Source organism: Vibrio sp. 779(2023) (genome assembly GCF_033344285.1).
In the GTDB taxonomy this organism is placed as follows: domain Bacteria; phylum Pseudomonadota; class Gammaproteobacteria; order Enterobacterales; family Vibrionaceae; genus Vibrio; species Vibrio alginolyticus.
Genome location: NZ_JAWPOM010000008.1, coordinates 169,649 through 193,172, shown reverse-complemented (window position 1 = coordinate 193,172; position 23,524 = coordinate 169,649). Strand labels below are relative to the sequence as shown.

22 protein-coding genes are annotated in these 23,524 nt (G+C 38.6%); 5 read left to right on the top strand and 17 right to left on the bottom strand.

Annotated features, from left to right (window positions below; genetic code table 11):
• Position 1: 1 nt before the first annotated feature.
• The gene (locus R8O70_RS12665; RefSeq protein WP_025767129.1) at positions 2-406 is read right to left on the bottom strand and encodes a DUF6088 family protein; all 405 of its coding nucleotides are present in this window, start codon (positions 404-406) and stop codon (positions 2-4) included.
• A gap of 984 nt (positions 407-1,390) precedes the next feature.
• On the opposite strand from R8O70_RS12665, the gene R8O70_RS12660 reads away from it, so the two are divergent.
• Entirely contained in the window at positions 1,391-1,669 is a 279-nt protein-coding gene (locus R8O70_RS12660) for a hypothetical protein (RefSeq protein WP_077284317.1), read from the top strand.
• Positions 1,670-2,000: 331 nt separating this feature from the next.
• On the opposite strand, the gene R8O70_RS12655 is transcribed toward R8O70_RS12660, so the two are convergent.
• From R8O70_RS12655 to R8O70_RS12610, 10 genes are all read right to left on the bottom strand, one after another.
• Positions 2,001-2,798 (bottom strand): hypothetical protein, encoded by a 798-nt coding sequence (locus R8O70_RS12655; protein ID WP_025767132.1) that lies wholly within the window; start codon positions 2,796-2,798, stop codon positions 2,001-2,003.
• 42 nt (positions 2,799-2,840) lie between these two features.
• Complete coding sequence (locus R8O70_RS12650) at positions 2,841-4,340, bottom strand: UvrD-helicase domain-containing protein (RefSeq protein WP_025767133.1); 1,500 nt, start codon at positions 4,338-4,340, stop codon at positions 2,841-2,843.
• A 121-nt stretch (positions 4,341-4,461) separates the two neighbouring features.
• Positions 4,462-5,934: a S8 family peptidase gene (locus tag R8O70_RS12645; protein WP_077284319.1), complete on the bottom strand. Its 1,473-nt coding sequence runs from the start codon at positions 5,932-5,934 to the stop codon at positions 4,462-4,464.
• An 11-nt stretch (positions 5,935-5,945) separates the two neighbouring features.
• Positions 5,946-6,848 carry a hypothetical protein gene (locus R8O70_RS12640; RefSeq protein WP_025767135.1) on the bottom strand — a complete coding sequence of 301 codons (903 nt, stop codon included), beginning with the start codon at positions 6,846-6,848 and terminating at the stop codon, positions 5,946-5,948.
• A 136-nt stretch (positions 6,849-6,984) separates the two neighbouring features.
• The gene (locus tag R8O70_RS12635) at positions 6,985-7,536 is read right to left on the bottom strand and encodes a hypothetical protein (protein WP_025633965.1); all 552 of its coding nucleotides are present in this window, start codon (positions 7,534-7,536) and stop codon (positions 6,985-6,987) included.
• Between the two features lie 40 nt (positions 7,537-7,576).
• Positions 7,577-8,575 carry a recombinase RecA gene (gene recA / locus R8O70_RS12630; protein WP_077284321.1) on the bottom strand — a complete coding sequence of 333 codons (999 nt, stop codon included), beginning with the start codon at positions 8,573-8,575 and terminating at the stop codon, positions 7,577-7,579.
• A gap of 366 nt (positions 8,576-8,941) precedes the next feature.
• Positions 8,942-9,817, bottom strand: a complete 876-nt coding sequence (locus R8O70_RS12625) for a hypothetical protein (RefSeq protein WP_139351515.1) — start codon at positions 9,815-9,817, stop codon at positions 8,942-8,944.
• Entirely contained in the window at positions 9,766-10,218 is a 453-nt protein-coding gene (locus tag R8O70_RS12620) for a hypothetical protein (protein ID WP_138058892.1), read from the bottom strand. The genes R8O70_RS12625 and R8O70_RS12620 overlap by 52 nt, the downstream gene beginning before the upstream one ends.
• On the bottom strand, positions 10,208-10,528 hold the full coding sequence (locus tag R8O70_RS12615) for a hypothetical protein (protein ID WP_025633960.1): 321 nt from the start codon (positions 10,526-10,528) through the stop codon (positions 10,208-10,210). Before R8O70_RS12615 ends, R8O70_RS12620 begins: the two co-directional genes overlap by 11 nt.
• Positions 10,529-10,572: 44 nt before the next feature.
• Positions 10,573-13,434 carry a hypothetical protein gene (locus R8O70_RS12610; RefSeq protein WP_139351516.1) on the bottom strand — a complete coding sequence of 954 codons (2,862 nt, stop codon included), beginning with the start codon at positions 13,432-13,434 and terminating at the stop codon, positions 10,573-10,575.
• Positions 13,435-13,623: 189 nt separating this feature from the next.
• On the opposite strand from R8O70_RS12610, the gene R8O70_RS12605 reads away from it, so the two are divergent.
• Positions 13,624-14,304 (top strand): hypothetical protein, encoded by a 681-nt coding sequence (locus R8O70_RS12605; protein WP_025633958.1) that lies wholly within the window; start codon positions 13,624-13,626, stop codon positions 14,302-14,304.
• A gap of 281 nt (positions 14,305-14,585) precedes the next feature.
• Here the strand turns inward: R8O70_RS12605 and R8O70_RS12600 are convergent, their stop codons facing one another.
• A complete protein-coding gene (locus R8O70_RS12600; protein ID WP_025633956.1) occupies positions 14,586-14,837 on the bottom strand; it encodes a hypothetical protein in 252 nt (83 codons plus the stop codon).
• A 296-nt stretch (positions 14,838-15,133) separates the two neighbouring features.
• Positions 15,134-15,427: a hypothetical protein gene (locus R8O70_RS12595; protein WP_025633953.1), complete on the bottom strand. Its 294-nt coding sequence runs from the start codon at positions 15,425-15,427 to the stop codon at positions 15,134-15,136.
• Between the two features lie 254 nt (positions 15,428-15,681).
• Between R8O70_RS12595 and R8O70_RS12590 the strand changes: the two genes are divergently transcribed.
• The 3 genes from R8O70_RS12590 to R8O70_RS12580 all read left to right on the top strand — a co-directional run bounded on the left by R8O70_RS12590 (position 15,682) and on the right by R8O70_RS12580 (position 19,607).
• Positions 15,682-16,926 carry a ParA family protein gene (locus tag R8O70_RS12590; protein WP_025633952.1) on the top strand — a complete coding sequence of 415 codons (1,245 nt, stop codon included), beginning with the start codon at positions 15,682-15,684 and terminating at the stop codon, positions 16,924-16,926.
• 10 nt (positions 16,927-16,936) lie between these two features.
• Complete coding sequence (locus R8O70_RS12585; RefSeq protein ID WP_025633951.1) at positions 16,937-17,983, top strand: ParB N-terminal domain-containing protein; 1,047 nt, start codon at positions 16,937-16,939, stop codon at positions 17,981-17,983.
• 352 nt (positions 17,984-18,335) lie between these two features.
• Positions 18,336-19,607 carry a phospholipase D family protein gene (locus R8O70_RS12580; protein WP_077284325.1) on the top strand — a complete coding sequence of 424 codons (1,272 nt, stop codon included), beginning with the start codon at positions 18,336-18,338 and terminating at the stop codon, positions 19,605-19,607.
• 62 nt (positions 19,608-19,669) lie between these two features.
• On the opposite strand, the gene R8O70_RS12575 is transcribed toward R8O70_RS12580, so the two are convergent.
• The 4 genes from R8O70_RS12575 to arr form a co-directional block, all read right to left on the bottom strand.
• Positions 19,670-20,563, bottom strand: coding sequence for a DUF4435 domain-containing protein (locus R8O70_RS12575; RefSeq protein WP_077284327.1), 894 nt, complete (start codon positions 20,561-20,563; stop codon positions 19,670-19,672).
• A 2-nt stretch (positions 20,564-20,565) separates the two neighbouring features.
• Positions 20,566-21,684, bottom strand: coding sequence for an AAA family ATPase (locus R8O70_RS12570; protein ID WP_042776222.1), 1,119 nt, complete (start codon positions 21,682-21,684; stop codon positions 20,566-20,568).
• A gap of 155 nt (positions 21,685-21,839) precedes the next feature.
• Positions 21,840-22,466, bottom strand: coding sequence for a hypothetical protein (locus tag R8O70_RS12565; protein ID WP_213899635.1), 627 nt, complete (start codon positions 22,464-22,466; stop codon positions 21,840-21,842).
• Positions 22,467-22,785: 319 nt separating this feature from the next.
• Positions 22,786-23,217 (bottom strand): NAD(+)--rifampin ADP-ribosyltransferase, encoded by a 432-nt coding sequence (gene arr, locus R8O70_RS12560; RefSeq protein ID WP_077202317.1) that lies wholly within the window; start codon positions 23,215-23,217, stop codon positions 22,786-22,788.
• Between the last annotated feature and the right edge of the window lie 307 nt (positions 23,218-23,524).

Sequence of the window (23,524 nt, the reverse complement as noted above, 5' to 3'; positions counted from 1 at the left end):
CTCATTGTCGCTTGTTCAATACTCTGTTACCAACCTTAAGGCTGCGATTGAAATGCTTAGAGTCCCACTTGTACCTGATGGACGCTGGTATTTGAGTGGACTGTCCATTGATACTCTTCAATGACATAGCATCCAGCTCAAAGTCTACACCGCGCATTTTTAGGATCTCACGCATGATTGCGTCAGTACCACCGGGATTCGTAGGCATAGGTTTATTAGTTAAGCTGTTGATTGTTGACTTGGTGTATAAGCCATACCCGATTTTCATCAGCACACCTTTATCCACAAGTTTCTTCAATACACGACCAACCTGGTCATAGCTAGCATAGTTGTCGAAGTCTTTACGTTCGAACACATAGCGTCGAGAGCGCTTTATCTTTTGATAAATAAGATCAGTTGCTGTCATGACTCACCCTCCTACATAGTGCTTGACCCTAGTATACTCGAAGCCCATCGTTATTTGAAACACATACGGCATTCATTTAAGAAAAAATACGACGTGCATATTTTTAATAACAACCTATGAGTATGTTTTTACTTGATTTTTTTTCACTTACAAATTAACGACCTCATTTAAAAAAAATAAGCGACCCAATTCAAAAATAAACCTTTACATTGGTGTAAATGGCTATATAGCGCGTGACTACCGAATGAAGCTCATGTGTGCTCACTGACAGGGAGGAGTTATTGGGAGGAACTGATTGTAGTTGATATGACCGAAGCTATTCATTTGTCTGGTATACTAATTTCAACGTTTAATGCTCATGTTTATGTCGGGCGGCATGATAATGAAACTAATGAATAACTATTGGCTGCTCCTTTCAAAGAGAATGAAACCAATGGAAGTATTGATTTAGCTTAAAAGTCTTAAAGGTGAAAAGATGCAGGACTTTGATTAAGCGGCTCAGTCCGCTTTAGAAATGCTTGAGGCCAAGATTCTGGAATTGTTAGTGAAAGCAGATAAAGATGGATTATCCGAGGCCGAAAGTTTCTACTTTGAAGATTTGCTTCAAGAACGTCACGAGTTAGCAAATGAATTAGAAACCAAATAAGCGGGGAAAAGATGGCTTTGAAAACAAGCAACTAGTGATTCTGATATTTACGCAGCATTACAACATCTAATGTCATTACCTCATACTGTGACTGCAACAATGCCGCAACCTTGGGCTAAACAAACATTTTTGGAATGGTTGAAAGAATCACTCCCCAAAAAGATTCAGTACGGGGATCATTTTGATGTTGCTACTGGTGTTTACGCGCATGTAGTTCCAGTTGGTCACGGTTACTCAAAATGCCCAAATGATGATCGATACTTGATTGTTTTGTCTATTCGGTCAGGTAATACAGATTTAGACCATTTGAACGAAATTAACTGATAAAGGGAAAAAACGTGGATATACATGATTTTACAGGTTTCAAGCTTGAACTTGTTCCTAACTGCTCAGAGTCTCCAATGATCTTGAAGATTGATGGAACAGCGTCCCTTAGCATTGAATTACCATCGACAGGAGAATTTCATATTTTCCCTGCTGATGATGATTCCGATTATCACGTTGTAATGTTCAAAATGAATGGAGCGAAAAATAACCCGCCTGAAGTTAGTTTTCACGTGCTCGCGTCAGAGCTGGAAACATTCAAGAATACTACCGTTCTGCCAGTAATCAGTTAGAGAGGAAAATTCATGGCTATGAATCTAAAAAGTAAAGCAGATGATGGTTGATGTCGAGAACGCAAAGCAAGGGATGCGAGGCTACAAAACTGCCTAGAAGCTTGGGTGGCATGGCTTCGATGATTCAGGTTTGTTTCATTGTTCAGGAAACAATTGTCTATGGATTTACGCTGGTTGCATTGTGACCGTTCTTGGCTCGCTACTCAAATAGTAAAAAGTGGCAGTGAAACTAGGTAACGCTGCCAATTTAGTATGAAACTTTAATGCTCAGTATGAAGCTTTATTCTACTCACACTATTACATAAGAAAAAACCAACTAAGAATTCAACACTTACTGCCTACCAGTACTCTCTTTATAGTCAGGGAACCTTTCCTGATATCGTTTAGCAATAGAATGATTGCTATTGTTTTCTGAGACAGCCCTGCCCCCTTCTAAAAACAAAATGTGCCTCACTGGTATACGTTCTCTGAGTAATTCTTCTAGTTCACTAAAATCGAAACGTTTCCCTAATTTACATTTGCAAACCGTACGTACTAAGCTCCCCATTTTGGAAACCCTTTGCTTCTCTAGAGCAAGGGTATCAATATCATTATCACTCCAAACGTTCGGATTAGGAGGAATATCATTATGGTAGTATGCAAGATAATGGAGAATACAGGTAGAACCATTAGGATTTCGGTCACCTATAGGTGTACCATTTGGTTTGCTTGAATAAAACTGCTCCCATACAACAAATCCCTGTTTGTTAGGTACTACCTGACGGGCTATTTGAGATGAAAAGTGAGAGGTAGGTGGTTGATAATTAGGTTTCAGATAGTCCCAATTTGGCCGATCACTTTTTGCTTCAAACAAACATAGTTTCCCGACTCCCTTGTCATAATCAATCAATAAAACACAAGCATCAACGCCCCATGCTTGCTCTTCATTTGATTTCAACTTCTGTGAAAATGCAGCTGATTTTAACGGTAGCCTAGCATTAATCCTATTACGAATTTCTGCAGTTAGGACAGATGTATATTCATTTTCACTAGAAATGATACCTATACTAAAATCGGTTCGAAGATCAACATCAACTTGATTGATCAACTTTTCTATCAACTCTCTCGTTTCTCTGTCAAAAAGTGCCATTTACTTACTTCTCCTAATTTACTCATCTCGATAGAATTATGATTAGCGTCTCTTTTTAAAACGGCCTGAGCTACTTCTTTTGTTCTTTTGAAACTCTCTTGCCAGTTCAAAAATGTTTTGTGAGCAACGTCGTACAGAATGAAATGGATGGGATTCTACGAATCGTAACTTGGCTCTTGTGATGGCGACATACATTAGATTCAACTCATCTCGAATTTCGTCTTCTGTACGCTCGATTAATTTCAATTGGTCACAAAAATCATCCCCTAGCACCACCTGGTCAAACTCTAAGCCTTTCGTTCTGTGGCAAGTTCCTACGACAACTTCAGCAGCCTCAATTTTATCCACTTTAGAAAGCTTCAAGTTCTCATAAATATCAAACAAACCAGTATCATATTTAGAGACAAGTCTGAGGATTCTAGCCATATCGATGTTTTTCGTTTTTTTCGCAACTTCTACGAAATCTTCGAATGTAGTAAAATCACGCTTAAAGTCGCGTGAGCGTATTTTATCGTACTGCTCTAGCTTCAAGTAGAGTAAATCAAAGAGCTCGTTAAATGGATAGTTATTAAAACCTCCAGTCCAGTAAATGCTCTTGCCACGTTCGTCAGCTTCTATCGCGACTTCAATCGTTAATACGATCGTACGGTTGATATAGGCTATCTGGAGATTTTCATCTAAATCGTTTTCTGAAGTTAAAACAGACTCGATAATGCCATTATCGGTCCCCTTAAGCCGTTCATGAACACCAAGTTGGTTCAGAAAGGCATTGGCATATGTAGCAACCTGTTCATTGAAGCGAAATGACTGGGTTAATGAGAAAACTTCGGCTCCACTATTTTCTTGAACTTTCAGTGCATCTTCGGCACCGCGATAACGATAAATTTGTTGCGACTCATCACCACATACATAGACTCTCATATTAGTTTGAGCTTTCATAAAAGCTCTCACTGCAGGGTTAAGGTCTTGCCCCTCATCTACAAGTAGCACATCAAAATGCTCGCTCAAATCTACTTGGGCAATAGAGAAACCTTTTAGGTAACCATCGTGCGTCATGGGAACCGGACTTTCCAATAACTGCATTTCATTCCAGATTTGCTTGGCACTAGAAACTAGCTGTTCTTGAATATCCAATGATTTTTTATTTTTGGGGTTGTATGGAGCGTGTTTTTTTTCTATTTCTTGATCTTCACTACAAAAATAGTTTTCTAAAGTAACCATAGTCCCGTTTGCGATGGACCAGTCGCACCTGAGGTGCTTTCTAATCAGCCCCATGCTGAGGTTTTCTGCAAACTTGTGGCGGTAGTATTTTCCTACGAATTGATATGCTAACTGATGGCCAGTGAGTGATAGACAATTGGGAGGTAAATTAGCGGCATCTGCGATCGGACGATTATAAGTAATATAGAGCATTCTTAGCTCTGGATATGCATTCGCGAACAATCTAAATAATGTAGTTTTACCAGTTCCTGCAAGCGCTTTGATCACAGCAAGCCTAACAGGTTTGTATATGACGTTTTGTTGTTCTAACGTTGGTTTCATTTTGCCCCCAAAGCTGTTTTAATATGGTATATTGTGACAGCAAAACAAAAAGCAGTCAACTATCATATATAATAAACCCCGGAAAATATCCAGGGTTTATCAATTAGTTAGATTTCAGTTTCTAGAGATTACATTGGTGAGGTTTTTCGAGATTAGAAACCGTTAGTGGCGTTAATTCATCGCTAAAGCAATGGTACTCATCAACGAAGTTCTTTTCACACATACGGTAGGCAAAGAGCTCATTACCCACATTTGGAAGCATAAGTTTTCCATTTGTAGTGTCTGTAACTAATTCAGCACCTGCCACATCTAATGAATCAAGGCTTGAAACTTTATAAACTTCTATTTTGGTGTTATCGCTAGTGACATGATCATTTAACTTAAACTCCCCCATTGAACAAACATCAATAGAACCACCGAGAGTATCTAAGTAAAACTCTACATCACACTCACCAGCTAGTGGACTTTTTAACGCTACCCCTTCCTCTGACAACTTTCTCATTTGAAGCATTGCCTCATATGCATTCAAAACACCATAGCCGCAATATCCATTGTCACAAGAATAATTAAGAAAACCACTTCCCGCTTCACCGACCACTGGTTTGCCTGTCGATTGTTTAAGAATGGTAATGATTTCTGTAGGAGTTAAATCGGGATTTTCGTTGAGCATTAGTGCAATTGTGCCCGTTACTAGAGGTGTCGAAAGACTCGTTCCAGCCGTTTCGGTGTAGTCCAAAGCTCCATCATTATTCGAATCAACGATTGTCGGCAATGAGAGGCGGTCACCATAAGCAACAATGTCTACGTTAACATCAAAGTTAGAAAACCCAGACTTATATCCATCTAATTGGTTTGAGCCTACTCCGATCACACCGGGACAATCTTTTGGTAACCCTGTTTCATAATTAACGCCTCGATTCCCTTGCGCTGCCACAAAAGTAATCCCCTTATCTTGCGCTACTCGAATCGCGTCTTGAACGTCACCACCACACATTGTGTTCCGCAACGTTAACGACATATTTATAACATCAACTGGCTCTGAAATTAGCGGTACACCAGGAACCTCTTGTCCACTCAGCCACTTGATTGCAGCAGTTAAGTCTTCAACTTTTGCTTCACTACATTTCAGTGCTCGAGCTGCAACCAATTCAACATCAGCTACACCTTTTACGCCATCCCCTTGAGGGTTGGCACCAATTAGTGATGCAACCATATTGCCATGACCTATATCGCAGTGTTCACCACGGTCAGATATCGGTGTGTCAAAATTTGCTGTGTAACCTTCAGTTCCGATAAAACTATATCCATCAACAAAAGGAAGCTCTGGAGTATTTAAAAAGCCTCCATCTATAACACCCACACGTGTCACGTTATTGGTTTTTGCAGTATCTCTGGCCTTAGAAATACTATTCGCCCCTTTAAGTAAGTCTTGGTCTGCCCAATAGGTATTTAACTGTGACTGGTGGTAACCAGTTGAGTCTGACATCGCTAAAGGATCGACTCCTTTAAATAAGATAGGTTCTGCAATGTTCGCATGAGCATAACCTTTAAAAACTGCAGCGCTAATTAGTAGAGATAGGGTGATTTTGTTCATTCTATTTGTCCTTAAATGCTGCAATTGCCGTAAGTAGGGTCAGTTAAATTTTCAACAAACTGAAATTCAGGGTTGAACTTGAAAACTGACAGTTCAGTAAACTGACCGTAGTTCACATTACCTTTAAAGAATGAATAGCCTGTCGAAGAGGCATTGAAATCCACTGCTGGGAGTACACTCAGGCTATTCTCTTTTGCGGCAATCTTGTTCAGATGATCTATGTATTGTTTAGCGCTTGCGTTTAGTTCAGATTCAAAACTTGATAATGGATTAACAAGTAGAGTCTCTATACCACCATTATGCACCTTGCTTACTGCCAACTTGATGTCGTTTAGTTTGTCCAGGTATACCTGCTCATCAAATTCGGGTGTAAATGGGAGCTGACCATGACCCATCAATAAAAAAACCTTTTCATAAGCATGTTGGAGTGATTTTAGCTCCGAAAACTGCTTAATCTCTTCACTGTTATCGATGTACGTTGAAGCGACTTCAAGACGCTCATTAAGACTTGTGTTAACAATATCAAGGCTAAAGTTCGTAGATATTTGCTCGCTGCCATCTTCAAGTGTCAGTGTGAGGCTCAAATCACCTGAAGACTTAAGTAATTCATCTGCTGAAAGAATTAAATTCGATTTATTTACAGACCAATGAATATTTTTTTCATATTCACTTAGAGGAATTTGATTGAGAACCGACTGTGGATCTCTTACAGTAAGAGTGTAGTTATCTGATTTTGAGTTTGTTTCTAATTGGACGGTTATTGACGCCCCATTCTCCACTAGTGATTGAGTTGGATCTGTTACAGTAAGTACAAGTGACTTATCGCCACTACTGCTATTGGTGCCACCACCTTCTCCGCCACCACCACAGCCAGATAGGACTACTAAAATCGAGAGTGCTAAGTAGTTTTTCACTTCAAATCCTTTTTTTTATACGTAAATGACATAGATTAGTTTTCTAAATAAACCAGCGATTTCGCTAGTTTATTGATTGCTCTCAGATTATCCTTATCCAGATTCACGTTTTGAGCTTGCAGTTCAACTTTTGTCGTTAAGTTGAGGACTTAGAATGCTTTTTCATAAGCTTTTCTTTCAAAGCGGGCAATTTTCGCTCAGATGTCTCGTATTCGACAGCTAGTTCCAAGAGCTCATCATTACTAAATCGACTCGTTAACCCAACGATCGCTGCCAAGCCTTTTGACATGGCGCCTTTTTTTCGTGCGTTATCCACAACGCTATTACGAGTACCCAATAATGAATACACCCCTAACTTCGACATACCCAGCTTCAGGAGACGACTCTCCAGAGCATCATAATGCTTCACTTTACAGCGCTGTGACTCTGTAACGCTTAAGATAGGATTGTTTACACTCTGAGATAGAATGTGGATCTGTTGCTCTTTTGGCATTTTCAAAAGAAAATCAACGCATCGAATATGCGATTCCTTTACAGGTTCGTCGGGATTATTTTTGTACTTTTGAATCGCGACTTCATTTGAGCCAAGAAAATAAGCTAATGAGCGTACAGACTGCCCCTTTCTCCGTGATTGCAATTCATCAAAAGGTAATTTGTCTAGATTTTTCTGAAAGTCACTAAATAACATTATGCCTTTATGTTGCGGTTTTCCCGCAACATACCTTAATCTAATTAATCCGAGATAATATCTCTTCAAGAAGGACTTTGTCGTTTTCTAAGGCCTCTGTCGCTGACAATCTGCCCTGCCCAAGCTTAAGGTTTTTGTAAAGGTACCAAGTACCACGTTTGTCTATAATTCGAGCATCTAAGCCTAAATCAAGAACTTCACCGTAGTAATCGAAACCCTTACCAAACAATATTTTGGTTTCAGCTTGTTTAAATGGAGGGGCAAGTTTGTTTTTGACAACCTTAATCCTGGTTTCATTACCCATTGTACAATCGGTGACTTTATAGCTCCCCGTTCTGCGAATATCAATTCGCGTTGTAGCGTAGAACTTTAAAGCATTTCCACCTGTTGTTGTCTCAGGGTTTCCAAAACCACCAATTTTAAAACGAATTTGGTTTATGAAAATAGCCATGGTATTCGTTTTCTTTAGAATACCTGTTAGCTTCCGGCATGCTTGCGACATTAACCTCGAATGAAGGCCCATACTAGCTGCCCCCATCTCTCCTTCTAACTCCATTTTAGGACACATTGCTGCGACACTATCGATAACAATAATGTCTACTGCTCCCGATAGAGCAAGAGTTTCTGCAATAGACAGAGCTTCCTCCGCACTATTTGGCTGCGAAACATACAATTCTTCGCTATTAACGCCAATTAATTTGGCATATCCAGGATCAAGCGCATGCTCAACATCAATGAAGGCACAAATACTTTCTTTCTTTTGTGCTTCAGCAATGACTTCCAATGCCAATGTCGACTTTCCGGAGCTCTCCGGGCCAAAAACTTCATGAATACGACCTCGCGCTAACCCGCCCACTCCTAAAGCTTTATCAAGCTTAGGTGAGCCTGTAGATACGATGTCAAGATTGTTAGTTGTTGCTTCGCCCCCAAGGCTTTGCACAGCACCCTTGCCAAATTGTTTTTCAATTTGCCCTAAAGCAGCAGCAAGAGCCACGCTTTTAGGTGAAGGATTGCTGTTATTGCTAGCTATTGTAACCATAACTACCTCGCTCTGTTTTGTTATATATTATAGTTGAGCAAAGTGTTTGTCAATGGTATTTAATACCATATTAAATCATTTTATAGCTACTGTTTATTTCTGGAATGAGGTACTTCGGTAGGCATATAGGTAAGAATTGTATCCAGATTGATCAGGCTGTCATCTGGCTCCAGATTTCCGGCTTTTGACTCTATCTGACTTGCACTTGCATTATCAATTGGGCTAGGTAATAGCTGAATCCCAAGTACAATGCTAGAACACAGAAACCAAACAATGAGTATCGTCTTTTGCAAATTATCTCTACGCTTGTGCATCTCTAACCCTCCAATTTAATATCATATATTATAGATTGGTTTGTAAATTTTTCTATCTATATTCGGGCTTATATCGATATAGACGCAAAGTTGAGATATAGGGTTGCTCTTCAAACTTACTACGAGCTTTACTAGACCCCAGTCTTTTAGACTTTGGGGTAGACTCAATCGAAACCATAGAACCAATGAGTACCGTTCTCGCTGAATCCATATCGGTAGTTACAACAAATATTGGTAACGAAGCAACTCTTGAATGACTTTTCTCTCCCACTCCTGGTACATATTTAGTGATGTTCGCTTTAATACTTGTTGGACTTGGCGTCCGGTGCACAAGAAACTCCGAATCAGAAATCTCTGCAATTTTCTTAGAAACGATGTCAAAGCTATCAGAACCGTTATCAATGATTTCTTTAGCTAACTCAAGCGCTTCTTCTTTTGAGTATTTCTTTTGGTTACCCCACCCTTTTGATTCGTTATAAAAAACTATTTTTTTAGGTAGCGCCTCTTCTACCACCAGCAAGCGTTCACATTGTTTAAAGTGAACCCTTTGCATGCCTATCTCTGTTAATAATTTTCTTACATAATTCAATGCGGCAGTATTGCTTTTGCATTTACTCGAGGCCTTAGCTTCTTTTACAGCGTCTGAAAATGCCTTTTTGGCATGATTTACTTCTAGTAATTTGGGAACTACATCTTCAGGAATGAAGACCACTCCAGGTAACTGGTTTAACTCTCGTCCTGATTGGTATTCATCGTAAGTGATCGCCGTTATAGCTCTAATGACCGCTTTAATTGGTTTGATGTCAGAGGGATTGTTTAACTGAACGTTAAAGTACGTTTGCTCTAAGGAGTGAGCAAACGCATGAAGTGAGGATTCTAATGACTGAAGTTTTCGTATGACTGGCACACTGTGTAGTGACTTGGACACTCTTCTTCTCTCTCTATCATTTTGGATTGATTTGTTTCAACCCGCTTAGAGCCCCTTTGAGAATAGGTTGCCACCTTATCAAGGAAACCTCTATCGTTAAAAACAAAGTCAACATACTCTTCATACATCGGCAACCCAATTTTATTTTCCCAATATCTATAAGTAACTACTCTACCCCATGGGAAACTTTGGGTTAGTTGGGGCTCACCGAATATCTTAAATAGTTCAGTTTCAGTAGTTAACCCAGGATCAACTAAGTATGCTGGATTATTAGGGATTCTTGTACCACCAGCACCATATTCACCAGTAAAACCAAATACTGGATCAAGACTATCATTTTGAGCACAACCGAAAAGGGAGGCGCTCAACATTACAGCTAACATTAATTTCTTATTCATCATCTTTTCGTTTCGTCATGATATTGAGGGTTTGTTTTACAAAACTAAAATCAGGTACAACTGGCATAAATGCCGCTCTCATATACTGTCGAACTGTTCGATGTATTGAGAACAAGAACCGCCCAATAAAACTATCTATTTCCGATTCATTTAGTTCTTTGTATGTCACCTTAATTTGGAATATTGAGGCGACTACCACGACGCACACTACTGGAATTAACCAGTTAGGAACGAGTGTGTAGTACATATTCAACCCCCAAAAAATAGCCGCTATAACACCAAGTAATGGAAGAAGAGCAATTGCAGCAACCATAGGAAGCCTCCTGTTGTTTTATAATAGGTTACAGCATATACAACTTAAAATCCAATTCCTAAATTCATATCAGTGTCAACCTCTTGTTTAACTTTTTCGTCTACTTGTTTGCACTTGTCTTTTACTGGTCCAGAAAGCTTATTGAGAATTTCATTATTCACAGATGTATCTATAGTGAACTCATTAACTATATTACCAAGCTTGGCTTTAACAACTGCTGGTGGAGTTGGTTCAGCCCTGTCAACAGCTTCTATTTCAGTACTTATGTTAGAATGCAAAGATGGTTTACCTGTCCACGAACTTACCTCAACCTGCCTTAATATCTCAAGAAGGTCCTTGGGGTTTGCAGAGTACGGTAGGCTTAACTGACTACCTTCAAGTTTGGGTTCATTATTATTATCGAAAGTGATATTTAAGAGTTTAATGTGCCCATTGTTCGAGTACTTATGGATAAAGTCTTGTTTAGCTGCAATCTGCACCTCTGTAGATAAATTTCTACCAGCGTCTAAATTCGCTTTATAACCACGATACAGGTCAAACGACTGATGCTCATGTTCAACATAACCTGTTTTTCTAACGACCAAACCTTGATCAATTACTTTACCATCAATGAACTGGTTGAACTCTCCAGCCTTTTTAATCGCGTTTACCAGGAGCTCATCCACATTTAAAGAGGTCTCGGTAACCTTGCCTAATTTCTTGAGAACAGAGTCCCTAAACCCTTGGAGCTTGTTAACCAATGAAACCTTAATAACTGGCTGTATACGATCAATATCTCTTAGATCAATACTTTCAGCCTTCATTGCTAACCATTCTTCCGCAAGGCTACGTCTATCTAGAGGCTTGTTTTCATCAAGGTGCCCATAGTTTTGTTTTATTGTAGCCTTGTCTTCAGTGGAAATGTTTTGCCAAACAGTCTCCATAAGGTCCACATACTCGGAGTTTGTGAACATCTTCTTAAATCCCAAGTGTACCGCTTCATGTGCAATAGTCTTTCGAAGTCCTGACTCATATGCGTTATGTTCACTTTGTAGATTCACATGCATTTCACCATTGTGGGCAACCCCAGCGAGTGTAGAGCTGTAACTTTTCAGATCATTACTAAGAAAGTTCATTGAATCTATCGTTTCATGTACACGAATCTTTAAGTAAGGGTGATTAGCCTGAATCTCTTCAAGAATCTTTATTGATTTGGGGATATCCAGCTCAGGATCTACTTGGGAAGTGGGAGCAGCACCTATTGTTCTTAACGTGTCAGGATTATGTTTTATAAAAGAATGTACAGCTTGAGCTTTACCATCACGCTCGAGCTCACTGTAAAGAATAGTTTTACCTTTAAAGCCTTCCTCCCTCAGCTTCTCTATTGCCAACATTTGATCGATAATTTCAGGCTCAGTTACTGCTTCAGGTAAAATGATTGCTCGAACATCTTTTATGGTCAGTTTTTGAATGGGGTCAGCTTTCTCAGAACCTATTGGCGAAAACCTTGTAGCCTCAGCTAGCTGGTATAATTCATTCGATAAACTATCGCTCAAAGCTTCTTGCGAAACAGGTTTGTTTAGCGATAAAGATTCCACTATTCTACTGAATACATCTTCCTTTGCTTTTGATACATCAATACCTTGGTCCACCGATAACTGGGATACTATCCCTTCAAATTTTTTAATAAGGTCCGCATAATACTCAGATGTATGGTTAGTTGACCCAACAAGCTCACCATCCAGGGTCGCTTGTATTTTACTAAGGTCTTGGTTAGATAAATGTACTAATGCTGCCATCATCTGCGGAATAGTGACATTATTGGAGTTTTCAAGGAAGGCCATAGCTTCATGTTTACTTTTTAGTTCTACACTCGGCTCTAACTTGCATTCTAAGATGTTGTTTAATAACCAAGTATTGAAAGCATCCCTCTCACTGTACTCATCCAACTGCAAATTTAATTGTAATGATAGAGCTTCATGGTCTACTTCTGATTCTTTTGTATATACGTCTAGTAGTTGTTCAAGGTGGTACCTTAAGCCCATTAATTCGTTTCGCGGATCTAATTGTTTGTATAGTGTTGTTGCAGTTTCGTCTAGTAACTCAATACTTTCTTTGGAGTCATCGAGCTGCATCTCATTCATAAACGATAAAACTTGTGATTTAACGGCGCTATCAATTTTGTCATTTAATGATTCCCCTTGCTCTAACAAAAACTGTTTAAAGTCTGGTTCAACGCCCTCAAGCTTTTGAGCAGTAGTGAACTTCAAGTACTCTTCAGCAATTTCTACTAAATCTAAATTCTGAATAAATCTTGCACCGGGTAGATTCTTCTTTGGCAAGTCTGCAAATCTTCCCTGGCTATATTGATAAGCTAAAAGTACTTCTGGTCTTTTACAAAGCTCCAGAGCAGACTCTAAACCATTTTCACTAATAGCGTTTTCTAAATTTGTTGAATCAATACCTAGATTATTTAGTGCTTCGAGCATGCCGGGCCACTCTGAAAGACGCTCCATATCCACAGTGAAGTTCGATATTAATGGGTTGTTTAATTTTCCTTGGGGTGTCCAACAATCAGACTGAGTGATCGTATTTTGAAAATCTACGATTAAATCGATACCTTGATTCGATTCAATGAACTCCTGGAAGGTATTCGTTTCTACCTTAAACCCCTCTCCACTTTTGACTTTATCTAAAAGTGAACTTAGGTTTCCATTTAAACTAAAGCTCGCAATGAGAGAGTTCTCATAACCATTTTCATGAGTCACATCCCAATCTTGCTGTTTCAAATGGTGAAGGGTGTAATAGGTATTGGCCATGCCTTGAGGCACTAGTTTTAAGGTATCTACCATCTCATTTGCTAATGGATGATCAAGGCTTAACTCTTTCCCTTTAATTGAACCATTAGAAAACTCACCGTGTTCCATTAGGTTGTCTACAATACGCTCTCTATCTCGGGTAATGATATAGCTATAAACCATAATTTTAGACCTTGTTATTTATCCGCAAATGACATATTTACTATATTCCATAATCTTTATAAATTCGATTTATTTCAACTCGCGCGTGTGTTAATGTGGTATTTATACTGTGTAATTATCCTTCAGGTACAGCTCATGAAAATCTCAAATTGGCCATCACTCATTAAATGGATTATCTCTGTTGGACCAAAATCAGCCTCTACAAGTCAGCAATATATTACTTCACTGCAAAGTCGTGACCGAGACGCTTGGCGAAAACGAGTATCAAAGTTTAGCCCCAAATGTACTTTTGCTGGTGTTATTAGTGATGCAATGCACGAAAAAAGAGGCGGACTTGTAATTGGTATCGAGACTAAATGTGAAGGCAAGATAAATTTGTTGATCCCTAAAAACAAATGCAACGAAATGGATTTAGCGAAGTCGATACTATCTAATGCATCTATAGTTTCTATCACTTTCACTCCATACATTCATTTTGAGTACGGTCTAATTGGGCTAGTAGAAAGCATAAGTTCTTTATGCCACAACACAGAGAACCAAATATCAATTAAACCTAAACAATTGCCGAAAAATGCAACCTCGACCAACACTACTATCACTCAAAGTGTTCCTCGTTCCACCAATAGCTGGAACAGTTCGAGTGACGAGCAATTGATGAATTACTTGAGTCAAGATATTGGTTTGAGGCAGATAGCTTTACAGATGAACGTAACACCAAAATTCATTACAAATAGAATGCTGCAACTAAGCATAATTGACATTGACCAGTTCGCTGAAATAAAAAGGCAACTGTTAGATTTAGGGTGCTTTCAATAAATGGCTAATGCCACTTGATACCGAAGAGGATTAAACAAGTGGTAGTTTTGTAGAAATATCTATCGTAGAAGCAGCGATCAACAAGTGCTTTGCTTGGTCAAAAACCTCAGGCAAAAACACTATCAAATGAACCAAACAAAGAGGAGCACCAACTTAGTAAATGGTCTCCGAACGGAGCACGGCTTTGAATGTCATATCACGTTTGACCTTGTTTTGACTCACAGCGTTCCGGCGACGGAACGCGATTCAATTCTTGTATAGCGCCAAATGAAAAATTTATATTAGTATCCCCGATGATGATCGTTCAGGCCTTGATATATAGCACTAGCGATTAAATAACCTGTCAATCCAAATACAGACAGAGCATTAGTATGTAGTGCACCATTGAAGTAAGTAGTGATTAGAGATGAAATAAACACCACTACAAAAATTAAAAGCGCTATCTTGAAGCCCCAGTCAACAAAGAAGTCTATTGCAGGACCAAAGCTCAAAGCTAGGTTGTTATTCTCCATTACATTCTCAAGCCTTTTCACAAGCTTCTCCTAGTTTTCTTTATAGGGTTTTCGAATAGATTTTGGCGCTTTGGGTAGCCCGTTAAGCATATCTATATGAGCTTGTTTCTTACTATGCCCTAGCTCAACTTCCTCTGCAATTTGGTAGACTCTTACCTTGCTAAACCCCCACCGATTGGCTAGGTGTGCTGTAGTCCAACCTTTTCGTTTATAGCACTCAATGTATTCGTCTTTAGTCACGGTAACAAGAAACCTATCTTTGTAAAGTATGCTTAACTATATACGTTAAGCATACTTTACTCAACAACTCAAGATTTTTAGTCTTCGCGTTTCACTAATAACATACTAGAATCTGAGTATTCGTTTAGTTTGCACATAGGCCAGCTCTTAATAATTTCGTAATTTTTTCTGTTGATTTCTAAAGGTACTTCTATCATCACATCAATGAAATGTTTACTGTTATATGGAGTAGACTGCCGATGTAATACAATTTCTAACTTATCTTCGCGTGGGATTGCAGTACTTTTTACATAAACACTCGGAGACACAACAGCCTCTACCGCGGTCCGTTCTCTCAAAAATACTAGCAATTGCTCTTTAATGTCGCTCATTATTTTTTCTCTATTTATTAATAACTTAGGGTATACATTGTGTTTCTGTACACTCAGATATCTGACCATATACAGCGACAAAATCAACCTATAGATTCTGTTCGCACTGTATTTGACTTTTTTCATTAGGATTCTGTGATGAAAGCCTCAAATAAAAATGATAGCCTCAACATATCATTGATACCCATTAATTATCATTGACAGTCATCACCTGTTAATTGACAATGTGACTGTCAATTTTATGGAGAGTCACAATGTCATCAGTCACTGAATCCGTTTTGCAGAATTTGGAAAAAGCAAACGAGAGCGTAAGTCGTACCGAGTCAGAACGTCGAGCAAACATCCTTCAGCAATCGAAGGTTGTACTCGATGAACAGTTTGAAGTCAGCAAGGTCATTCTTAATCACTCAGTTCCACAAACCAAAATGAGCAAAATGTGTGGCTGGGACTCTGTCAACACGTTTAAGAAAAAGGAAGAAGATTGGGTGGAGCAAGGCTATCAACCACCTGAAATGATCCGTGGTAAGTATGCGTATTCGCCAGACTATATTCATGAAATTCTCGATTTAGCTGGTAAGCCAAAATGGTCTGATTTTAATCGTGGTACTCATATTATCAATGTACAGAACCAGAAAGGTGGTACAGGTAAGTCCATGACGACTATTAACCTGGCTCAGGCATTAGGTTTACAGCACCTTGAACGTATCCGCATTCTAATCATTGATTTAGATCCACAGGGTTCACTTAAATTGTTCGCTCAATCTAAGGAATACAAACAAAATGATCTGGACCAACTCACTGCCGTTGACATTATGACAGCGGATCTTGAGGGTAAAGATTCTCTATATCAAAATTTCGTGAATTATGGTTTAAGTCATGAGGATATTATTGATGAAGCAATCCTTAATACCTTCTTACCTAATGTTCGAATCATGCCAGCGTTTCCTGAGGATGAGCGATTTTCGTCTTTACATTGGCTCGGAGAAGAAAACCTAATTCCAAGATTAAAAGAACGAGTTATCGACCCTATTCGTAACCAATACGACTTAATCTTTATTGATACAGGACCTCAAATCAACCCGCTTACTTGGAGTGCACTGTACGCTTGTAATGGTTTGTTGGTACCAGTATCTCCAAAGGCTCTCGACTGGAGCTCCACAACTCAATTCTTGGATAATTTACCTAACCAGGTTCGAGCTTTGCCAGAAGGTTCAGAAGGTATTCGTTGGATTAAAATTGCCCGTACCAACGTCGAAGAAGAGAAAGACCGAGATACTGAGCTATCAAATCGTATCAAAGATGAGTACCGTTCCATGGTATTCAATAACTACATCATTCGCTCAAATGCTTTTGATACCGCAGCCAAAAATTATCGAACAGTACTAGATGTCGCTTCTAGCGAAGGTATTTGTATCCCTCGACAGCTACGTGACTCTAAGGACTCAGTAATTGATTTAGCAAATGAGCTTAAAGATCACTTAAAAGATATCGATTTATAAAGAGGGCACCATGTCAAGTCATAGAAGAAATGTCCAAGCTTATACACCAGGTGGTAATCGTACCTCGAAGTTATCATCAGATAGTGTTGCAATCACAACGAAAGAGGAGCAACTCCTTAACGAGGCAGCTCAAGCAGGAGTATCCGAACTAGAAATTGCGGTTGATGGCCAAGAAGTCTTGTTTCAACTGGTCGAAATTCCTTTTGATAAAATTGAAGCCGAAACATTCGTATCAGAGGATAATGTTCGAGATCAATCAATTATGTCTCGGCTGTCAGTTATAGATATTACCAACAAGATCTCTGATAAGGGTCAACTCTATCCCGGTCTTGCTATAAAACACACTGATTCACAAGGGGGTGTCACTTATGAAGTTATTGATGGCTCTCAACGCAGAAGCGGTTGTTTCTACAGTAAGCGCGGTTTTAAGATCTATGCTACAAGTCAAAATATTACACGCGAAAGTAAGCAGTCTTTATCTGAAGTAAGTAATACACATAGACCCATGTCTCTCTATGAGTTAGGTAAGCAATGGCTGAACCTCAAGAAAGAACAAGGTTTGAACAATATTCAGATTGCCACCGAGAAAGGCTATGACAAAAACTTAGTCTCAGCTGGTATAAAAGCGGCAGAGCTACCAAAATGGCTAATAGATGTCATTCCTAGTGTTCCTGATCTAGGAAGACCTTCAATAATTGAATTAGACAAGAAAATAACTAGCCTTTCTGATAAAGAAAAATCAGGCTTTGAAAATTTTTGCTCATCTTTATTAGAAGAGACAGAAAACCTAAGGCTTACAGCATTAAGCGCTAAACACGCCAACGCTCAAATCGTAAAAAAGATTCTGTCATACAGCTATGCCGAGCATGATGAGGATCAAGGGCAAGATGCATTGACAAAGCCAAAGAAACTTAAGAAGAAACTTGATAACGGCTCTGAAGTTCACGTAAAACATGACTCCTTGAAAGGTGAGTTCAGTTTCACAGTTAAAAATATAAGCGATGAGCAAAAGCAGCAGCTTGATCAGCTTTTAGGAGATTGGGGATTATCCATATAGTGTGGCGTTTATCTATCATGCTGAAAAATTGGGCATTTAACTGTTTATAGTGTCATTTTCTTTGAACTAAGCTGTAAACCTGTATATAATTCGCTTCGGAGTTAAATTGCCCCCAAGCGTTTATCTCTGTCCCCCTCTTACGCTTTTGCGTAGGAGGGGGTTCTTTTTTTCAAACCAGAAAATATACAACTCCCCCTCCCCTTATATCTTTACTTGATCAACTCCAAACTTGCGAAAATAAGCTTGTAGCCACAGAATTCTTTAGGCCAGTGTATCCTTTTACTGATATAAGTTACTCTTTTATCAACCTCAATGGCTTGTACTATTTTAAGAGAGTGATGAGAGCAAACCAATGGACTTGTATACTAATCGAACTTCAAAAAATGATTTCATTAAACATGGCATCACAGATCATATAGAAGATGGAATGGACTTATTCATTGCTTCAGCTTTTTTCACAGAGTTTGATGTTATAGATGAGGTCCTTGGAAAAGGATGTAATTTAAAAATCATTGTGCGACTTGGTTTTCCAACCTCACCATCTGCACTAGATAGATTACTAAACAATAATAAGGTTGAAGCTAGGTTCTTCACGACCAACTCATTCCATCCTAAGCTTTACATTTTTGGTGATAAGTCCATCTTGTTGGGTTCAGCGAATCTAACTCGATCCGCCATATATTCTAATCAAGAAGTTATGATTGGCATCCACCCGGAAGATCATAGATTTATAGAACTGCAAGAGTTATTCAGTGAATACTGGCGTGACGCAAAAGTGCTCAATAGAGATGCAGTCAAATGCTATCGGAGTATCTATAACAAGTACTATCATGCAAATAAACTATTAAATGACATGGAACACGATGTCATCGACACCATGGGGGATGTGAACTTCTCGAACATCAATCGCGGTAAAAAGAAAGCATCACAGAAGTCTATTTTCCAAGATACATACCAGCGTTCATATCAAGAATCAGTTAGTGCTTTTAATCGAATAGTAGAAATCTACAAAACCTTCGATAGAAAAGTTAACGGTGACTTAATACCATTAAGATTAGAAATTGACTCATTCTTCAGCTTTGTTCGCGACTTCTATGCCACTCAAGACACTTGGAAGCACCAACCTCTTGGATGGGATGAACAACAACGGTCTAAAACGGCAAAACTTATTAATGAATGGATGAATACAAAATGGGAACATTTTGAGGATCGCATTGTTCCGCATAATTATCCCCTTATAAAAAAAGTCCTCGGTTCAAAGGAAGCAATCATATCAGCTTCAATGATTGATATAGTTGAGGCACTTTGCATTCTGCACTCTTTCCATGACCGGTTTCGCTTCTACAAAGGTGGCCTCAATACATTAAAGGAGAGCTTTATGGGAAGTAATGAAGAACAGAGGGTAAAAAAGACTCTGATATACCTACTATACGGCACTGGAGACCCTGTAACACGTATGGCAAACTGCATATACGATAGTGAGTATAAGTTGAACCAATTCGGAAAATCTAATGTTCAGGAGCTAATTGGATGGATTAACAAAGAAGATTTGCCAGTCATCAACGGTAGGACAACTAAAGTACTAAGATACTTCGGCAACAAAGTTGTTCAAGTAAGTGAGTAACGAAAGTTATAGTTATTGACGCCTCACTTCTGTTGAAATGAGGCAATATGATATCCTAAAAACTACGCTACTTCTTCTACCTCTGCATCGGTCTCAATAAGTCTAATCATTTGCTCATATAAATTAGTCCGCTCAAAGTTCTCCTTTGTATATTTGCTTCGAAGATACTTCTCTACCCCTTTGACAGTTACATTTCTATCTGATGATAATGGTTGCTTAAACACTTGAGCCAGCAACTGGCAAAAGTCATGCCCATTCGCGGTCTGATATATACAATAACCAGCTTGATTTAACTCTACGTATTTATTGTATATGTCGATACAATGAGTTTGTTCTACTCTCGGACTTCTTCTGATTGCAGCTTCGATTAAGATTTGAATGTTTATTGACACATTAAAATCGTTAACCGTCACAGCTTCGCTAGTAAAGTAGTTCATACCTTTGAATCTCACATTCAAATTCAGCAACCTACAAGCGAGTTTTACAAGACCGATTTCATTACAGACGCTCATCAGATTACTCATTAATCTCTGACCAACTTCATCGATCTGCATCGGACCCAGAATATGATTTTGTGTATGTTCAGTTATAAAATCTGTGATAAATTCATCATGAAGCATCATAATTTCTGTATCATGCACGTCCGTCATAAATGTATCGTTGTAAGTCTTTTCTAGTACGTGGTCGAAGTCTGCATCGACTATACCGTAAACTTGATTAGAAATACGAGTCCTCAGCCTATCAACAGCTTCTATGACATCCGCCTTTCCACTTGCTGGAGTGCAGTAAAAGAACTCTGTATTTCTCAACACCATGTTAAACAGAGTAATATCGGAGTCGCCTTCAACAACAAATATAATCCTATTGCCTACGTGGTCAGTTTGGACCTGTAAAAGCAGAGCGCTAAATTTAGTTTCATCGCTACGTTCTCTGGTAGCATCTCTTAAACTCGACATAACTAGTTACTCTTTGCAATCACATGCTTGTCAAAGAGGTCAATTGAACTTTCCCACTCATCACCAATCACATCCGGTGAATGCGTTGTTACTATAAGCTGTGAGTAGTGATTAAACTTTGATATTTGAGAGAACTCATTAAGGAGGTCTTTCTGCCATGAAATGTGTAGAGATACCTCAGGTTCGTCTATCAAAATGATTGCACCATTTTCTGCTTTGAAAATTAGATCAAAGAAAATAGATACTTGGTTCTTCTCGCCTGAAGACAACTTTTCTAAAGGTATATTAGCACCAACATGATTGAAGAATGCGAAGCCGTATTCCGGGTTAACTGCTATAGTTTTAAATGAAAACTTTTTCTTCTCAATTAGCTTCGAGAACTCGCTCAAACGTCCTACAAAGTCTTCATGCAAAGATTCTTCATAGAATATTTCATCCAATTTATCACTCAAGTTAATGGTGTAGTCTGATACAAGGTTTAAGTCATTCAATTCGAGATACTTACTCGACTTTGGTAGCAATCCGAAACGAGTGTAAGGTGCTAACAGGTCTTGTAGGCCAACTATCCTCTCTTTCTGCATGTACGGTAATGCGTTATTTTGAACTTCGTGTGATTCTATTGAAATGCATGAAAATAAGTCATAAACCAACTGGTCAAGCTTGTGCAATTTACTTAGCGCAAACTTCATTTTATCTTCTAGAAACGCTCTTTGCTTTGTAATGATGCTATATGCTTCAGTTTCGTCATTCAGATGTACAGAATGGATAAGAATAGAAAAAGCTTTTCTGTAATCAAATACCTTTTCTTCAGACAAGTTTTGGGTTGAAGGAATGATGATCTTTTTTGTGTCATTAAGAAATGACTCGATCTGCATACCAGATTCTGAGTTGAAGTAACGGACAAGACCAAGATTGGTTTTCAGTTCGAATGTATCAAAACTTATTTTAGATAATTCTTTGTAGTTATTTGAGATAGCATTATGAATCAATTTGAGAAGCATAGTCTTACCATAGCCATTGGGGCCTGTAATAACCACATGATCGGACTCTGGAAGTTCAATGTCATAGTTTAAAAAACCAAACAGATTCTTAACTGTAATTTTTTCTATTCTTAGGAACATTTTGTAGTATTTTTATTGAAAATTATGTCGCATTGTACCATTAGAGGTAATGTCGTAAAGTGCATATTGATTCTGGGTATTTCTGTTTCTGTGGGTTATTCAGTGATTTATGGGTAATGACCAAAGACCAACGTAGCTTGAATAGTAAAGATTTATTAGTCTGAACTCGTTACTTTATCTAGACGATTTATATCCACATTCTTAACCAAAGCATCTGCATCAAATATCAATTGATTTTTTTCATTAACTTTTGGTCTGAATAAAACTAGTACTTTACCAAACTCCCCTTCTGCCTCAGCTGTTAAGGTCGTATTTCCTGAACTATCAACCAAGTAGTTTGTTGAGTCTGAATCCAACCTTCCAATTCGGCCATTCACGTGAATAATTCCAACGTCATAGTCTCTTGATGACAAACTCTCGGAAAAATACTTTTTTAACTCTTCAGGGTTATCCAATATAGATTCAGGGTCATCAACGTACGCACTTGCAACCTTAAGTTCTATATTCTGTTTATTATGAATTGATGTATAATCCGGCCCATTTGGAGTATTTGAAATGCCAGGGCTAACATATAAGCCCACAATTGCCCAAATTGCTGAACATGATGTAACTATTGCTCCTCCACCTTTTGATGAAACCTTGAGATTGTTCCATTCGATTAGTTGCTCCTCTTCCTTTAACGAGGCGCCTCTTTTGAAAATTTTATAACCAAAGTACGCAACGAAAGAACCAATAGAGAAACACAGAAGCATCCCTATACCGTTAAAGACAATAATACCCAATCCTGTCGGAGGACATTAAAGTTTGAAACTTTTCTATTTCCGAAGTGCGTTACTATCGTGGCTAAAAGAACCCAATACTGACAATAAAGATCGACACTTAGATTCAATCAATGTGGCTATCCAACGAAAGTGTGACAACAAAGTTTGAAACTCGCTTTTGGACAGAAATGAGTTAGAGCCGACCAACGGCTCTGTGCCATTTGCGGACGTTGTTAACGCCTAGGTCACATGCTGCGCAAACTAAGGCACGAAGAGTTTGCTAAACTGCCGAAGGCAGAGCAAACCGAGTGACGTGTTAGCAGTCATGTGCACCGACTTGTTAGATTTCATTTAAAGAGTTAATGCCCTGTTCATGTAGTTTATTTAAACCATCTTTCATTGCTTTAACTTGCTCTATTGAATGACCCTGCCAGCTTGATACTTCACCTACAACTTTAAATGAATGGATTGAACGATATGACATAGTTGGATTCCCTGGGAACTTTCTATCCGTTAGGTCAGGATCATTTTCAATTGGACCTGTTGGCTCAACCAAATAAATTCTTTCGCGACCATTACCTAGGGCAAGCTCTGCTCCCCAAATGGCAGCATCTAGTGTAGCTGTCAAAAATATATACTTAGCCTTATTATTTTGTCCAAAATTTGAATTAAACCCTGTTTCTATAAGATCTCCCAATTTAAGATCTGCTTTGGTTCCATGAAAAAACGTTTGAGAAAAAGGTTTTGCATTTTTTTGGGCATTCTCAGTCATATCTTTTTTCCTAGTTATGGTTTTTATACTAAATATTGCGAAATTATAGCTAACATGAAATCTAACGTTTTAGTATTTATTTACACATGAGTGTAAATAAATCATTTGTTGAACGGACGGCGACTTGTGAATCACTGTATTGGAATCATTTATGCTAATGGAATTTGCTTTTTTAAGCCTGAGGATGATTGATGACGTTATCCGATTTATCTTCATCATTGCATTCCATTGTCACTGTCGTTCAGTCGATTAATGGTCTTAATTTACGTTACTTTTCTGGTTAATTGCAAGTGTATTTTTTACACAC

What these genes read in the sequence shown, in the direction of transcription:
- arr (WP_077202317.1), bottom strand. Translation starts at nt 23,217, where the DNA reads ATGACTGAGAATGCCCAAAAAAATGCAAAACCTTTTTCTCAAACGTTT.
- R8O70_RS12620 (WP_138058892.1), bottom strand. Translation starts at nt 10,218, where the DNA reads ATGATGAATAAGAAATTAATGTTAGCTGTAATGTTGAGCGCCTCCCTT.
- R8O70_RS12655 (WP_025767132.1), bottom strand. Translation starts at nt 2,798, where the DNA reads ATGGCACTTTTTGACAGAGAAACGAGAGAGTTGATAGAAAAGTTGATC.
- R8O70_RS12615 (WP_025633960.1), bottom strand. Translation starts at nt 10,528, where the DNA reads ATGGTTGCTGCAATTGCTCTTCTTCCATTACTTGGTGTTATAGCGGCT.
- R8O70_RS12665 (WP_025767129.1), bottom strand. Translation starts at nt 406, where the DNA reads ATGACAGCAACTGATCTTATTTATCAAAAGATAAAGCGCTCTCGACGC.
- recA (WP_077284321.1), bottom strand. Translation starts at nt 8,575, where the DNA reads ATGGTTACAATAGCTAGCAATAACAGCAATCCTTCACCTAAAAGCGTG.
- R8O70_RS12580 (WP_077284325.1), top strand. Translation starts at nt 18,336, where the DNA reads ATGGACTTGTATACTAATCGAACTTCAAAAAATGATTTCATTAAACAT.
- R8O70_RS12575 (WP_077284327.1), bottom strand. Translation starts at nt 20,563, where the DNA reads ATGTCGAGTTTAAGAGATGCTACCAGAGAACGTAGCGATGAAACTAAA.
- R8O70_RS12590 (WP_025633952.1), top strand. Translation starts at nt 15,682, where the DNA reads ATGTCATCAGTCACTGAATCCGTTTTGCAGAATTTGGAAAAAGCAAAC.
- R8O70_RS12635 (WP_025633965.1), bottom strand. Translation starts at nt 7,536, where the DNA reads ATGTTATTTAGTGACTTTCAGAAAAATCTAGACAAATTACCTTTTGAT.
- R8O70_RS12610 (WP_139351516.1), bottom strand. Translation starts at nt 13,434, where the DNA reads ATGGAACACGGTGAGTTTTCTAATGGTTCAATTAAAGGGAAAGAGTTA.
- R8O70_RS12570 (WP_042776222.1), bottom strand. Translation starts at nt 21,684, where the DNA reads ATGTTCCTAAGAATAGAAAAAATTACAGTTAAGAATCTGTTTGGTTTT.
- R8O70_RS12645 (WP_077284319.1), bottom strand. Translation starts at nt 5,934, where the DNA reads ATGAACAAAATCACCCTATCTCTACTAATTAGCGCTGCAGTTTTTAAA.
- R8O70_RS12605 (WP_025633958.1), top strand. Translation starts at nt 13,624, where the DNA reads ATGAAAATCTCAAATTGGCCATCACTCATTAAATGGATTATCTCTGTT.
- R8O70_RS12595 (WP_025633953.1), bottom strand. Translation starts at nt 15,427, where the DNA reads ATGAGCGACATTAAAGAGCAATTGCTAGTATTTTTGAGAGAACGGACC.
- R8O70_RS12650 (WP_025767133.1), bottom strand. Translation starts at nt 4,340, where the DNA reads ATGAAACCAACGTTAGAACAACAAAACGTCATATACAAACCTGTTAGG.
- R8O70_RS12585 (WP_025633951.1), top strand. Translation starts at nt 16,937, where the DNA reads ATGTCAAGTCATAGAAGAAATGTCCAAGCTTATACACCAGGTGGTAAT.